Annotated in this window: 9 protein-coding genes; 6 read left to right on the forward strand and 3 right to left on the reverse strand. The window is 49.5% G+C overall.

Annotated elements, in window-relative coordinates:
- Positions 1-23: 23 nt before the first annotated feature.
- From MPET_RS00085 to MPET_RS00095, 3 genes are all read right to left on the reverse strand, one after another.
- A complete protein-coding gene (locus tag MPET_RS00085; protein WP_048130407.1) occupies positions 24-1,157 on the reverse strand; it encodes an iron ABC transporter substrate-binding protein in 1,134 nt (377 codons plus the stop codon).
- A 384-nt stretch (positions 1,158-1,541) separates the two neighbouring features.
- Positions 1,542-2,675 carry an iron ABC transporter substrate-binding protein gene (locus MPET_RS00090; protein WP_048130409.1) on the reverse strand — a complete coding sequence of 378 codons (1,134 nt, stop codon included), beginning with the start codon at positions 2,673-2,675 and terminating at the stop codon, positions 1,542-1,544.
- A gap of 266 nt (positions 2,676-2,941) precedes the next feature.
- Entirely contained in the window at positions 2,942-3,784 is an 843-nt protein-coding gene (locus MPET_RS00095; protein ID WP_013327979.1) for a class I SAM-dependent methyltransferase, read from the reverse strand.
- A 385-nt stretch (positions 3,785-4,169) separates the two neighbouring features.
- Between MPET_RS00095 and MPET_RS00100 the strand changes: the two genes are divergently transcribed.
- From MPET_RS00100 to MPET_RS00130, 6 genes are all read left to right on the forward strand, one after another.
- A complete protein-coding gene (locus tag MPET_RS00100; protein WP_048130411.1) occupies positions 4,170-5,897 on the forward strand; it encodes a DUF3344 domain-containing protein in 1,728 nt (575 codons plus the stop codon).
- Positions 5,827-6,867: a DUF3344 domain-containing protein gene (locus tag MPET_RS00105; RefSeq protein ID WP_225353829.1), complete on the forward strand. Its 1,041-nt coding sequence runs from the start codon at positions 5,827-5,829 to the stop codon at positions 6,865-6,867. The genes MPET_RS00100 and MPET_RS00105 overlap by 71 nt, the downstream gene beginning before the upstream one ends.
- A 7-nt stretch (positions 6,868-6,874) precedes the next feature.
- Entirely contained in the window at positions 6,875-7,537 is a 663-nt protein-coding gene (locus MPET_RS00110) for an ABC transporter ATP-binding protein (RefSeq protein ID WP_013327982.1), read from the forward strand.
- 2 nt (positions 7,538-7,539) lie between these two features.
- Positions 7,540-8,751 carry an ABC transporter permease gene (locus MPET_RS00115; protein ID WP_013327983.1) on the forward strand — a complete coding sequence of 404 codons (1,212 nt, stop codon included), beginning with the start codon at positions 7,540-7,542 and terminating at the stop codon, positions 8,749-8,751.
- 23 nt (positions 8,752-8,774) lie between these two features.
- Entirely contained in the window at positions 8,775-13,448 is a 4,674-nt protein-coding gene (locus MPET_RS14260; RefSeq protein WP_187287563.1) for a DUF3344 domain-containing protein, read from the forward strand.
- 467 nt (positions 13,449-13,915) lie between these two features.
- Entirely contained in the window at positions 13,916-15,241 is a 1,326-nt protein-coding gene (locus MPET_RS00130) for a DUF3344 domain-containing protein (RefSeq protein WP_048130416.1), read from the forward strand.
- Positions 15,242-15,382: the final 141 nt, after the last annotated feature.

A 15,382-nucleotide genomic window follows, 5' to 3' on the forward strand; every position in this document is an offset into this window, starting at 1 on the left:
CTCCACCACCCTCCTGAAAAAAATTAGAGTTTTATCTGTGTAAAGCCAAGATTATCGTAATATGCGTTAAGTTCGTCGAATACAGGTTCTCCTACGAGGAACGTGTAGATCTCATCCGCCTTTTCGGCAGGATCAATATCGGCGAACTGGTCGGGATAAAGAACTGATCCTACATAGTATGCATCCGCAAGGACCGATCCGTAGTTGGAGGCGTAGTAATTGTAAGGGAGCACCCCGTAGACTTTGTCGGATTTTACGGCGTCAAGAGTCTGGTATGACTCGTCTGTCTTCAGTTCATCGATTGCGGAGGGTGTTGTCTGTAAGGTTCCGAGATCGACAAACAGGACTTCGGGGTTCCACTCTATTATCTTCTCCTTTGCAACGTCTGCATGCTCCGTTCCCATCTCCCCGGCGACATTATAGGCGTTTACGAATATGAAGGGCGGGTACGATGGTTCTGTCGACTGGAAACCATGCGGTCCCCTGTATGAGATTCCGCCGACATAGGTGCTGATCTTGTCATCTTCTGCAACGGATTCGGTGCGGCCGTTGAGGTCCGCGATGCTGCTGTTGAAGAACTCGATCACATCTTTTGCACGATCCTCTTTGCCCATGACCTCTCCCATTATGGTAAGGGACTGGTACAGGTCTGATCTTTCTACACTAAGACTTCCGTATGTAAGCGCAACTACCGGTATTCCTGTCTTATCCTGGAGTTCGTCGATTTCACTTGCGGACGTAGGATTGGATTTGAATATGACTTCTGGGTTGCACGCGATAATCTTCTCGGGATCATCGGCTCCGCGGTACTCACCTATCAGCGGATAATTCTTGAACTGGGTATTCGCTATCGCATAAGGTCTTCCTTCAAGTTGCTGTTCTTCGATCTCGATATCGTCGACACCGACTATCTTGTCCTGTGCCTCCAGGTATGTCAGGAGTCTGAGAGTTCCTGAACCGGAGCATACAACCGATTCAGGGTTTTTAGGAACTGTAACCTCTCTTCCGAGCGCATCGGTAATAGTGACGGTCTCTGAGACAGCGGAGCCGCCTGATGTTTCACCTGCGGTGCTGTCGGTACCTGTGCACCCTGCAAAAAAGGCTGTTACTGCCATTAATACCAGTAATACTGATAATAAGACGATTTTTTTAGACATTTTTCAATCACCATGAGACACTTTGTTGAATTAAAGACTTGTGCTTACCTGTAATAAAAATATTTTTTTGTGTCTGAAAAAGTTTTCATACTTTATATTATTCTTTTAAATTTTGGATAACATCTTTGAATTATGGTTAATAGATATTCATAATTTTATATTTGTTATCTCTTGTTAACGATAAAGAATTTTGTCGATTTTCATCATATTGGAGTATGAAAAGTGACTGGTATTCGGGAGTCTTCCCCACTCCCGGATACTGATATGCAAAATAATCTGCATCCGGATGAAATGTGAGTGGAATACAAGGTAATAACTGTTCCCCGGTTCGTAATCGTCTATCCCGGGCCGGTTTTTGTTTACTACTATAAAAAAAGATTTGATTTAGACTGCGATTCTTGTAAATGCAGTGTTGTTGAAGGCGATGTTCATCTCATCGAAGACTGGCTCGCCTACAAGGAAAGTGTAGATCTCGTCTGCCTTTGCTGCAGGATCGATATCGGAGAACTGTTCAGGATAGAGTATCGTTCCGATATAATAGGCATCGGCAATAACGGAGCCGTGGTTTGATGTGTACCAGTTGTATGGCAGAACTCCGTAGACTTCATCCGATTTCACTGCATCGAGAGTCTGGTATGACTCGTCTGTCTGCAATTCATCTATTGCCGAGGGTGTGGTCTGGAGCGTCGAGAGATCAACGAAGAGTACGTCGGGGTTCCACTCTATTATCTTCTCCTTTGCAACGTCTGCATGCTCCGTTCCCATCTCTCCGGCTACGTTATAGGCATCTACGAACATGAAAGGCGGGTACGATGGTTCAGTTGACTGGAAGCCATGTGGTCCCCTGTATGCGATTCCACCTATATAGGTGCTGATCTTGGCATCTTCGGCTACGGATTCGGTACGAGCGTTGAGGTCTGCGATGCTGCTGTTGAAGAAACCGATTATATCTTTTGCACGATCCTCTTTGCCCATGACCTCTCCCATCAGGGTGAGAGCCTGGTACATGTCAGCCCTGTTAACTCCGAGATCACCGTAGTTGAGGGCGACTACAGGAATTCCTGTCTTATCCTGTAGTTCATCGGCATCCGATGCGGATGTAACATATGTTTTGAATATTACATCGGGGTTGCATGCAATGATCTTCTCGGGGTCGTCAGCTCCCCGGAATTCACCGATCAGCGGGTATTCCCTGAACTGCGGGTTTGCAAGTGCGTAGGGTCTCGCATCGAACTTTGTTTCTTCAGTCTCAATGTCGTCGACACCGACGATCTTGTCTTCAGCCTGTAAATACGTCAGGTACCTGAGACATCCCGAACCAGAACAAACTACGGATTCCGGATTTTTCGGGACCGTAACCTCTCTTCCGAGCGCATCGGTAATAGTGACGGTCTCTGAGACCGTTGAACCGCCCGGTGTTTCACCTGCTGTGCTGCCGTCACTAGTACACCCTGCAAAAATGGCTGTTAATGCCATTAATACCAGTAATACTGATAATAAGACGATTTTTTTAGACATTTTTCAATCACCATGAAACACTTTGTTGAATTAAGGACTTGTGCTTACCAGTAATAAAATTTTTTTATTATATCTGAAAAAGTTTTCAGATTTTATATCACTCTTTTAAATTTTGGATAATATTTTTGAATTATGGTTAATAGACATTCATAATTTTATATTTTTTATCTCTTGCTAACGATGAAAAATTTTGTCGCCCGGTTATTCGCAATAAATCGGGTAAAAACCGGGATACCGGCCTAAAAAAAGTGATTTGTTTTGGATTCTTAGATCTCCCACCACATTACGACGGCATTCATCGTCTCCCTGAATATGCCGTCTTCTGCATGCGGGGCGACCAATTCCCGAATCTTTTCCACCCTTTCTTTGTCGACCTCAACAAAACGACCGATAAAGGATGCGATGGACCTGACTTTTTCGTCTATTGTCATCGTGTTCGAGTATGAAAAGTGGCTGACATTCGGCAGTCTTCCCCATTGCCTGATGATGACATATGCGAAATAATCGGCATCGGGTTCGAATTCACCGCCGTACTCCTGTCCGGTGATCACGGTGAATACATCTTTTACAAGTTTGTCCCTTCCCGCGGGCTGGACTATGGCGCAGTATCTCCTGGAGGCGTTTTCCATCTTGTTTATATGCTCTTCAAGGTCGGGGATCATCCAGAGGAAGTGCGAGCAGAATACGAGATCGTAGCTGTTCTCCAGTTCGTAATCGTCCATTCTGAGCCAGTTTTTGTTTATCACTTCGACATTCGTGCATCCTTTCTCCGTCAGGTTTTTCCTGAGAAATTCGATGTTCCTGAGTGAAAGGTCGATTGAAGTTATGCTTTTTACAAGTTTGGACAACGGGACCGTCACCGTTCCCGGACCGGGGCCGATCTCCAGGACTTCATATGACGGCTCAAGGAATCCGGCGAAGATCTCCGCGGTTTTTCTTCCGTATTCGAAGTCGCCTTCTGAGATCTTTTTGGAAAAATCGGCGGCCGATTTCTCTTTTATTTTAGGATCGAAAGAGAGCTTCGGCCCTTTGAATCTCTCGTCAAGTATGGATTTTCTTGCGTCCTGCCAGTTTATTTTGTATTTAAGGTCTCTTTTCTCTGGTTTCATAGAGTATTTTATCTCCTCTGTTAAGTTATAGGTATTTATAAAATCCGGGAATAAATCCAATAATGTTTACAGGGATCTGCCGGATTTAACGGACGATTGCCGGGAACAGAGATCCCGCACCGGATTTTTGCACCTCGCCTTCGGTAAGCACTGCTAACTTGCGGAACGTTTACGCACGTTAAAAACGATATTCGAAGAATCTTTGTTTTTTTGGGAATCCGGCGGATATACTAATTTTTATGATAAAAACTCAAAAAGGTATCACCGGGTAATATTAATTACAAATTAGTATTAACATACAACTATGGGGCGATTCAAGTTACGAGTCCGTATGGCTCTTTGTTTGGCGTTAATATGCTTATTTTTTGTTACTCCAGGTCTTGCTTTGTATGACTTTGAGGGAATACCCCTGGATATTGCCAGCCAGGGGGAAGTTGCAGGATCGATATATTCAGCCGGTACTTACGGGCTCACGGAGCCGCCGGTTGCGTGCTCGTTCACTCTCCCCGGCGAACCTGTCTGGGCGGAGGTGTATACGGGGGTATGGGGTGGGACGGAAAAATACTCCGGAACCGCTGAAATTTCGATAAATTCTCTTAAAATATTCAAATATTCGCTTTACGGCGAGCAGGATATGAATGAGAATGTCTACTGCACGGGCCACGGGGTCTACTGGATCTCGCAGGATGCAACGGATCTCCTTCACAGCGGAGAAAACCGGGTGGTCGTGAACACTAGCCGCGGAGAATCGGGCAGCAGGATGGACGGCAGGGTCTATGCGGTCTTCGTCGTTGCGGCTGTCGGGGACAACAGCGGGTATATCACGCAGTACTGGATTGCCGAAGGAAACGAGAACCTCCACGGGGAAGGCTGGTCGGGGAGCAACCCGACGGTTCATGATACTTCCTCGTATACTTTCTCGGGTGCAGACCTCACCGGGATGCAGTCTGCCGAACTCACGACCGTTTTGCTTGCCGGGACAAGGTACCAGCCGGATTATATGACCTTCAACTCGAATGACCTCGGGCAGCCCGAGACGGACACCAGCCATTACCCGGAGGGTGCTACCGATATAGGCGATGAGATCTGCTTCGATGCCGAAGGAGGCTCCGGGACGGAGAGCAGGTATGTAGATGTGGAGTCGTTCGATGTCACGGATTACGTAAAGGATGTGAATACCGTAGTATTCGAGCGGGGGAGGGACAGCAACGGCGACGGGGTTATCGATCCGTCATCCGCGATCTCCGAGGGGGAGGATTATATTCATCCATGCCTGGCTGTCCTTTCCGTGAAGAAGAAGAAGGCCTCGCTTCTGCAGGATATGGGTATTGCAGGAATAACAACCGCCAATATGTACGCGGGTGCAACCGGGACCCTGACTGCCGAGGTCAGGAATTACGGGGAAAATACGGGTTCTCAGGCAGTAGTCGCGTTCTATGTCGACGGCGAAAAGATCGGGACTGCGACCGCAGATACCGGAAGCTCCGGGGTGGGCTATGCCGTCATCGAATGGGCTGCAACAGGCGGAGAGCACGAGATATCCGCGAAGCTGGAGTCCCCGGCCGATTCCGTCTCGTCCAACGACGAATATTCGCTTGCCTGCAATATAGAAGACCTGCCTGATCTCTCGCTTAAGGTGTCCAGCCCGGTAAGTGCAGAGAGCGGAGAGGCTGCCGTAAAGCAGAGCCCTTCGTTTTTCATGATCCCTGTGCTGGGTGCTGCCGGAGCGGCGGCAGTGTGGGGGAGGAGGAAAAAACCCGGAAAGATAATGGCTGCGACTCTTGTGTGCATGCTGGTCTTATGCCCGGTTCTGGTACAGCCGTCCTTTGCCGCCGGCCTCGAATACCGTGAGTACGTCCTGCCGGTTGAGGTTTTGAACGAAGGCGGAGCAGTCGATCCCGGAGTCTCGCTGACTGTCTATCTCGACGGCGAGAAGGCCGCTTATACGACTCTTGAAGACGGTATTGACGGCGGAGATTCGGAGAGCGTGGAGATTTCGATATTTACGACACCCGGCAGCCATAAGGTGCGGATTGTAGTCGATGAAGAGGGCTCGGTGGACGAACTCGATGAAGGCAACAACAGTTTCGAGGCAGTATATGAGTTCCCGTAACCTCCTGCCTTCAGCCGCGATTATCTTTTTTTTGATATTCACCGGCACTGTCTCGGCTTCATATTCCGGTGACGAGCCCCTGTCCCCGGTTTTTTATGACGAGCTGAACGGAGGGTACGTATTTTCAACGGGGGACAGCATCTACAGCGGGCAGATGAACCCGGGGAATTATTACAACGCTTCGTTTGATATTGCGATACCTTCAGATGCAGAGCCGGTGTTTTCAAGGCTGTACGTATACTGGGCATGGAGCAATCTCGAAAAGGCTGCGATATACCCGTCGATCTCCATTTCCGCGACTCCGGCCGGCACACATGAATTTACGCTGGCGGAGAGATATGTCGACAGCAAGGGCTTCGTAAGCTCGTATGACTTCTTTTCAGGCACGGACTCGTATGAGGTGACAGGCATCGGAGCGGGAGAGAATTCTTTTTCCGTCACTGCCGGAAATTCGGCGGCCGACAACAGCACATTTGTCATAGAGGGCATGGGGCTTCTCGTTGTCTACGAGAGCCCGTCTTCTCCCCTGGTGCAGATCTGGGCGGACGAGGGGTGCGACATGCTCTACAGCGATTACGGGATTACCCCCGAGATGGCGACCGCGACTGCGGTCTTCAACGGCACTGTCGATACGGGGAGCGTGAAGAGCGCCAGGATCGAGCTTGTTGCCCCTTCTGGCGGTTATACGAGGTCGGATATCCCGGAAAAGAATGTCGTCCTGTTCAACAGGGATACGGACGGGAGCCTCCCCGGGTTCCTGGAGAGCCTGATCTCTGCGATCTTTCCCGGGTATAACGGGAAGGAGTGGATCGACTGTTTCGATTCCGACGAGCTCAGGCAGGTCGGGATCGAGTCCAGGGATGTCGGCCCGTACCTGAAGGGGAGCAACAATATCGTCCGTGTCCGGGACAGGGGCGATTACATGCTGTTTACAAATGCCATCCTCAGCATTGAAAAGGAGGAGAAATGAGGGAGCTATGAATCCTATTGTCGAAACAAGCGGCCTCTGCAAGAGGTACAACGAGAGTGTTTCAGCCCTTTCGAACGTCGATTTCTGTATAGAGAGGGGAGAGTTCGCTGCAATCGTCGGGAGGAGCGGGAGCGGGAAGAGCACGCTAATGAATATCATCGGCTGCCTCGACAGCCCGACTTCGGGGACTGTCAGGATCAACTCCTGTGACATAGATTACGCCAACCCGGCCTCGCTGGTAAAGATCAGGAGAACTGTGATCGGCTTCGTATTCCAGCAGTTCAACCTGATTCCGAACCTTACGGCGAGGGAGAACATTGAGTACCCGCTCCTCTTCAATTACCACCCTCCTGCAGAGCGCTTGGAGAGGGTGGACTATCTTCTCGCACAGGTGGGGCTCATGAACAGGGGGGATCACTACCCGCAGGAGCTCTCGGGAGGAGAGCAGCAGAGGATCGCCATTGCACGAGCCCTCGTAAACAAACCCCTCCTCGTCCTTGCGGACGAACCGACGGGAAATCTCGATTCCGGGACAGGAGAGTCGATACTCGGGCTCATAAAGGACCTGAACAGGACGCAGGGAACGACCTTCGTCATAGTCACCCATGATTCGGATCTTGCGTCGCATGCGGACAGGACGATCAGTATTTCGGACGGGATGGTGGTCTGATCATGGGAAGATACGCGGATTATGCCCGCATCGCGTTTAAGCAGCTGATGAGAAAGAAGGGCCGCATAATCCTGACCGCACTGGGCATTGCGATAGGTGTTGCGGCCCTTGTCGGGATTGTCTCGCTTGGGGAGGGGATAAGGTCCCAGTCGATCGACATGATAAAAGAGCAGTCCGACCTGACTTTCATCGAGGTGACCCCGGATATCAGGGACGGGACGGTAATACCGCTTACTGACAGCAAGGTGAAGGCCTTGTCCGGGATTTCCGGGATAGTTACGGCTGTTCCTGCTGTGAAGGCTTCTTTTGCGACTACGCGGCAGACTTACCTGGGAATCGTCGGTATGGAGAGCGGGGGTTTTGAGGAGCTGCTCGAACCAGAATATTCGAGCGGGGGGCCGTATGACGGTAAGGGGATCGTCCTGGGCCATGATATCGAGGAGAAGCTGAGGAGAAACGAGGGCCTGAGGGAAGGCGACGACCTGACGGTCCTTATACGGGACTACGGCGAATCGGGTGCACCCGAGGACCGGACCGAGGTCTTCGCGGTGAACGGCGTGCTCGGTGAGAGGGATGACGAGTTCGACAACCTCGTGCTTATGGATATCGATACCCTGATGGAGATTAAGGGCTACGGCGACAGCTACGACCTGGTCTATGTCCGTGTGGATTCGCCGGACAATGTCCTGGAGGTTGCAGAGAGCATCAAGAAGATGGGCCTCGGGGTTTCAGGTGCGTTCGAGGAGATAGAGTCGGTCAATAAGCTGATGGACACTGTTATTCTTGTTCTGTCGTTCTTTACCGGTGTTTCGCTCATCATCGGCGCCCTTATGATAGTCAATACGATGGTTATTTCCGTATTCGAGAGAACGAGAGAGATCGGGATTACGATGGCCGTCGGTGCTTCGAGGAAGGATGTTATCTGCCTCATTCTTCTTGAATGCCTGTACCTGGGAATAATCGGCGGAATAATCGGCGATATTCTCGGGATCGGCCTCTCTGCCGGGATAAATATCGTGGGAAAGCCGTTCATAATATCCCAGCTTGGCGAAGGCTTTTCTTCTTTTTACGATTCGGACATAACTTTGATTACCGGATGGCTGCTCCTTGAGGGGCTGGTGATAGCCGTAATATTGTCGGTTCTTTCAGGAATATATCCTGCACTGAAGGCGGCAAACCTGAACCCTGTCGACGCGATTCGGGCGGGGAGATGACGATCCTTGATCGTGGTGGAAAAATGAAAGATAATACTATGAAACTGAAAAAAACCTATCTGACTGCCTGTATTTTAGGGTTTATCCTTTGTCTGCTGGTGGCGTCCCCGGCATCTGCCGACCAGTACGTCGGCGGGGAGAAACCGGTGACCGTACAGAGCGGAATTGTTTCGGGGGACCTGTGGTTCGACTCGCTTTACGGTATAGCCGGCGGGTCTTCGAATCAGCCGAATTCTGCTGAAAAAACTTTTAAAATCCCGGATTACACCGATATTAAGTGGGCACGCCTTTATGTTGTCGTCTACTGCGGCAATATGAAGAATAATTACCAGGGACAGGCGATAGTCTCATTTGACGGTGGCCGGGGGAAAAAGGGTCTTGGTACCGAGACGTTAAATAAGGAATATGTCTATGAGATCGACGGAGGGGTAACACCGGTCTCGATTAACGGCCACTGCAACAGGGTCACAAGCGACTACCTGATGTGGTATGATGTTACGGACAAGATCAATTCGAGAGATGTTACGGCATATGTCAGCACGGACAAGGCCCCGGGTTATACGGGTACTTTTGACGGCAGGATCAAACTGATCACTCTGGTGGTGGCCTATGACGACGGGGACATGGACGAAGTCTACTACTGGGTTAACCAGGGCCATGACGTTCACTCCTACTATGTGGAGGAGAGCGGTATGACTTATACAGGCAAAACCGAGTTCGATACGAAGGAGCTTCCCGACGACTTCCAGATAGATTCCGCGACACTCAGCGTGGTCCACCTTGCAAGCGAAAACGGTATCTACACCTTCAACGATGAGCTGCTGGACACCGAACCCTCTACCGGTACATACAGCGGCTACCAGCAGTGGGATGTTACGGATTCGGTCTCCAGCATCGGAGGTAAAAGTGAAATGACTTATGCCCGTCTGGGCACATCGGTCAGTGACTGGACAGATAAAGGGGCATTTTATAAAATTCCACTGGCATTTCTGTCTGTAAAGCAGGGGGAGATGGGCATCAGCGTAGAGTCCAACCCCCGGGGAGCCGAGATTTATATAGACGGCGAAGACCAGGAAATGGTTACCAACTCTCTCATCAATCTTCCGGAGGGCAGTTATTCGGTTTCCGTCCACAAGGACTTCTATTACGATCCAGACCCGGTCTACGTCGATGTGGACGAAGGTGAAATAGCGACTGTCAGTTTTAACCTCGAACCGAACAGCTATGAAGGCAAAGAATTCGAGGTGTATAAGAAAGGAACCGTCAAAGGCGGTGTTGCGATTGCAAATGCCAGCAAATATTCCGGGCTCCTGAAGAGGGGAAAATCGACGAAATATTCGCTTGATGTCTCTCTTCCTGAAGGTTCGACTGTTGAATATGCAAGATTGTACCTTTATTCGGCTGAGAGCTGCAATACCTCCGTCAAGGAGGACGTGGTGCCGGAGATGGAGGTCAGGTTCGGCGGCAGGGAGCTGGACGGCGAGAAATCCTACAGGGACCTGAAGGTCGACGGGGGATCTAAATACACTATCGAGACCACTTGCTACGATGTCTCTCGGGATGTCGGCGGTTCCGGGGAGTATGATGTTTCGATAAAGAACAGTGGAGAGGACTCCAATGATGTATTCGCCCTTTACGGGGCTTCTCTTGTGGTTGTATACTCCAACCCGGACTCGCCTTCGGCTTCTTACTGGATCGCCGAGGGCTGCGACGCCGTCATGGCATCCGACGAGTACGAGATTGATACCGAAGACAGTACGACAACTGTTACTTTTACCGGTGATGCCGATTCGGTTACAAACGGCACCCTTTATGTTGTCTCCACCGGCGCAGACGGTATTGATAGCGAGGAGAACAGGATTATTTTCAACGACTTCGAGGCGTTCGATCTCCTTAACGCCGGCTCTTCGGATGTGAGCACCGCATCTGTTGATGTGAAGCCGTACCTGAAGAGCTCGAAGAACGAACTGTCGATCCAGAGCTACCAATCCGGTGACAGCGGGGATTACATGGAGAACAGGATTGCGGTTCTTGTCCTGGAGCATCCTGACACGAGTGCAGCCGAAGAAGAGAGTTACGGCTATACGGGAAAGGAGCTTGAGGTCTATGATAAGGGCAGCCTTAATGGCGGTGTCGAAGTCGTAAATGCCAGCAGTTATACCGGGCTTCTTAATAAGGGAGATTCCAGGGAATATTCGCTCGATGTCTCCCTGCCGGAGGGTTCCGGGGTGGTGGGTGCAAGACTGTACCTGTACTCTACCTGGAGCCACGATACGGTTGAAAAAGAGGGTGTAAGCCCGAATATTGGAACCGAATTCAACGGAAAAGAGATATCCATAGAAAAATCCTACAGGGACAGGAAGGGAGAGGGGATATACAACTATATTCTCGAGACGACCTGCTACAATGTCTCGGACGAGGTCGAAGGCTCGGGAAAATACAGCGTATCCGTGAAGAATACAGGGGGAAAGGATGATGCCTTCGCCCTTTACGGCGCCTCTCTCGTGATCGTTTATTCAGATCCCGATTCGCCTCTGACCTCTTACTGGATCGCCGAGGGCTGCGACACACTTCTCGCGTCCGATGAGTTCGGTACGGATACCGAAAACTGCACTACATCGGTTAAGTTCAGCGGTGGTGTAAGTTCGGTTGCGTCCGGCACCCTGTATATGATCTCGACTGCAGCGAGCGGGCTGGAGGGCGACGAGAACCGGCTGGTCTTCAACGATTACGAAGGCTTCAATCTCCTTGAGGGCGGCTCTTCTGATATCAGTACGGCCGTCCTGGATGTCGGGCCTTATGTCAGGAATTCCGGGAACAGGCTTTATGTCCAGAGCTATGTCTCGGGGGATAAAGGAGATTATATGGAGAACCGCGTCGCAGTTCTGGTTCTAAAACATTCGGGCGGCACCGGTATGACTGAAGAGACTGGGGATGAAGAGGAGTCCGGTGTCCTGTCTCCGGGCCAGACATCGGCCACGTATCCGCTGTCTCTTTCCGGAGGAAGGACCGGTGCCGAGCATATCGTCTTCGGCAACGGAACTATTGTATTGCTGGTGTACGAGGGCTCTTCACTGGCCTATTCGTCGGGAATGCCGGTGGACAGCATTACGATAAAAAAATCGGATGCAGGGAATTTTTCATGGGCGTACACGATCGGCCCCTCTGGTGCAAAGAGCGATATTCCGGTTCTTATAGAGGCGGCCGTTCCTGAGTCCGTGGGCAGCGGAGACCCGGAACTGGTGTACTATGACGAGGAATCCGGGGAGACCAGGGAGACTGTGTCGAAGTACGACAGGGAAAGCGGCACCCTGTCCGCAAGGATCTCCGAACTGGGTACATATGCAATTGTATATTCGCAGGGAAATTCCGGTTCATCGGACCTGATCTTTCCCCTGAATATAATTGCGGATGCGATCTCCTCTTTCCTCGGGGGCGGGGAGTCCGGTGGGGAGATTCAGGCTGAGCCTGGTGCGATTTTGAATTCTACCACCGCAGCTCCGACAGAATCCGTCGCGGATGTTTCCGCTAAACCCGAGGTAATCGAGATCGATCCGACCCTGAACGATTTTGAAGTCCGGATATCTTCGAGCCCTTCTTCTGCTAAGATATTCCTAGACGGCAACTATACAGGGAAGACAACTCCTGCCGTTTTCACCCTCCGCGGCGGGGATCACCTGCTTGAGCTCGAGCTTGAGGACTTCGATCCCTACAGCGAGGAGTTCCTGCTGTCTGAAAATACGACTGTAAACGCCGATCTCCAGACCGGAATTAAACTGGTAAAGGAAAGGAAATATGACGGCTTTATCGGGATCTCCGATCTCGGGGGCATAGGAGGCGTATATGTAACGTCGTATCCTGACGGTGCTACCGTCTACGTTAACGGGTATAATACGGAAATGGTGACCCCCTGTGTGTTCTACGGGCTAAAAGAGGGACTCAATACGATAAAGGTCAAGAAGACGAATATCGAATATTCCGAGAGTTCGAAGAAGGTCTGGGTAGACTCCGGCTCCGTAATGCCGGTGAGTTTCGATGTTCTGCCGTCTTCGGGTAATAGTGCCGATATCGATTCGATAGAATACGACGGGTATTATTTCACTATCAACGGGCACCTTCCCGAGTACGAGCTTCCGAAGGTGGTAGCCGTCGGTTCGGCGAACAGCTTCATTACGTTTTATGAAGACGGGAAGTATCTCTCTCATAACATTCATGCGTATTCCGATAAAGAACTGAACGATATCAGGCCACGGGAGTACAGGTTCGGGAAGATTCTCGTAGAGTCGGACCCGGACGGGGCTGAGATCTATGTCGACGGATATGATACGGGGTACAGCACACCGTATGCAATAGACGGGCTCTCCGACGGCGCTCATTATGTCGAGGTTTCAAAGCCCGGCTATATAAGAGGCGGGGAGGAGATACTCCTGACTCCCGACGAGGCGGAGTACGATGCAAAGCTTAAGATCGATCTCGAATCCTATATCTACGGCTCGCTGGAAGTGACGAGCAATCCTTCGGGAGCGAAGATCTACCTGTATAACAGGGACACGGGAAAGACTACGCCTTATACGTTCAGGTATATGGATATCGGCGGAATCACCGTGAAAGTTGTCGGGGAGGAGAGCACCGAAACCGTCGAGGACGTAATTATAAATCCGCTGGAGACGACTTTATGCCATGTGGACCTGGATTAATTTTATTTTTCTCCCCGGTTCTTTTGTTTCCCGGGCCGGGGTAATAAAAAAGTTATAATTTTTAATACTAATTGCAACTAATATTATTATTGTAACACTTTTTAACATTGGAATTATTTTTGTATTATCTAATTATACTATAGAAATATTTTTGAAAATTTTTTATTAAAAAAATAGTATTAAGTAATATGAAAATCATGCTTTTACATGCTCAGGAGGTGTTCAGCCTGGGCGATCCTACCCTTGCAAAAGGTGGGGGCATAACCGTGAGAAAATGTGAATTGCAAATCCTCAGAGCCATGAGTATCTCGTTTTTCACTTTATTTCATGGTTGCGCCGGTTGCAGCTGGCAACTACCAGTAAGAGTTTCACCGGAAACGGCCGCAGGAGGGGCTTTGAGCAAAGTCGATTGCCCGGAGACCCTTAAGCCGGCCGCGTTTCGATAAAAAATTTGAGAAAATGAATTAATGAGAGATGAAAATATGAATGGAAAAGCAATAAATGGATCGATAAAAAAGATCGCACTGATTTCGATCTTTTTGATCTTCCTTGTTGGAACGGCTTCGGCTCTACCTGATCTTTACGTCAGCAGTGCGAGTACAAACTATAAGTACGCTGGTGAAATTTATGCCAATGAGAACAATTCTATGGTTGTCACTGTTTGTAACGCTGGCGATCAAACTGCTTCAGATGCCGTGGTCAGTCTCTCTGTAACAGATGCAGCATCTAATCCTGTTGTAGTAAATTATCCGATCGGAGATATTGCTGCCAGTGCTTGTGCGACTGTAACACTCATTGACCCCACAATTCGCACTTCACAGGGCAGTACGGTGACCTACACTGTTCAGGTCAACTGTACGAATGCAGAATCCAATTATGACAATAATACACTGACCACTTCAGGTTATGAAGTATTGTTTAATGGATATAAGGGCAAACGCTACTGGACCGGTGCTTCTGACATTACGACGAAGCACACATATGAGGGAAATATCAACATGACTTATTACAACCAGACTGAAGCAAAGTACGCATCAACGTCTTGGGGTACAAGAAGCGAAGTTTGGACTCCGGCAAATCTGGTTGTACCTGACGGTTCAACGGTTCTGGGTGCCTGGCTGTATGTTTCATATAACTGGGATAATACCTCCACTGGTATGGCTGGTTTCGGAATGAAATTCAATGATAATGCATCTGTAATACCCTTAAACAACTATACCGACCAGAGCAATATAGGATCATACGGTGACAAGAAGTACGGGCTGATTTCATTAAATGTGACTGATTATTACGACGCAAATGGGTATAACTACCTGAACATGACACAGAGCACAAGCGGATACGTTCAGGCTCTCTACCCAAGTAGTCTTGTGGTCGTCTATGCGAATGCGAACGAATCGCAAAGGCAGATCTTCATAAACGAAGAATGTGACGAACTCGCTATTACTGAATTCCCGAATTATAATTACAACGTCACATCGGAGGAGGCGACAGAGTATGTACCATTCGAGGAATATATTGACAAATATTCTGCTGTGAGTGCTACCCTTTACAGCTTTGTTGCCAGCGCAGGACATCCTACAGGAGGACCGGATGGAGAAGGTAACATGTTCTTCAACGATTATACAGTAGGAACTTATTTATGGGAAGGGACCTCCTATTCAGCATTCCCGTATATTGCGGATGTGAAAGGTTATCTGAGTGACGCGGGTGATGATAATGTGGCCTCTATACAGGCTACTTCACGTACAGGAATGCTTAATATTGAGCAGGTACTTGTTGTTGAGTACTAAGAATAACATTCAGTAAAAAAAAGGAACCGGCAGCCGCGGTTTTAGTCTCGCATAGACCGATTCCTTTTTTTTGAAAGATCAGGTGCAGGGCGGGTCGAACCGCCGTGCACCAGTGCGTGTGTGAAATTCTCTGGTAAGACC

It is taken from the genome of Methanolacinia petrolearia DSM 11571 (genome assembly GCF_000147875.1).
Classification (GTDB): Archaea; Halobacteriota; Methanomicrobia; order Methanomicrobiales; family Methanomicrobiaceae; genus Methanolacinia; species Methanolacinia petrolearia.

Excerpts from the sequence above, each read along its gene's own strand:
- MPET_RS00085 (WP_048130407.1), bottom strand. The coding sequence starts at position 1,157 with ATGTCTAAAAAAATCGTCTTATTATCAGTATTACTGGTATTAATGGCA.
- MPET_RS00090 (WP_048130409.1), bottom strand. The coding sequence starts at position 2,675 with ATGTCTAAAAAAATCGTCTTATTATCAGTATTACTGGTATTAATGGCA.
- MPET_RS00095 (WP_013327979.1), bottom strand. The coding sequence starts at position 3,784 with ATGAAACCAGAGAAAAGAGACCTTAAATACAAAATAAACTGGCAGGAC.
- MPET_RS00105 (WP_225353829.1), top strand. The coding sequence starts at position 5,827 with ATGAAGAGGGCTCGGTGGACGAACTCGATGAAGGCAACAACAGTTTCG.
- MPET_RS00110 (WP_013327982.1), top strand. The coding sequence starts at position 6,875 with ATGAATCCTATTGTCGAAACAAGCGGCCTCTGCAAGAGGTACAACGAG.
- MPET_RS00115 (WP_013327983.1), top strand. The coding sequence starts at position 7,540 with ATGGGAAGATACGCGGATTATGCCCGCATCGCGTTTAAGCAGCTGATG.
- MPET_RS14260 (WP_187287563.1), top strand. The coding sequence starts at position 8,775 with ATGAAAGATAATACTATGAAACTGAAAAAAACCTATCTGACTGCCTGT.
- MPET_RS00130 (WP_048130416.1), top strand. The coding sequence starts at position 13,916 with ATGAGAGATGAAAATATGAATGGAAAAGCAATAAATGGATCGATAAAA.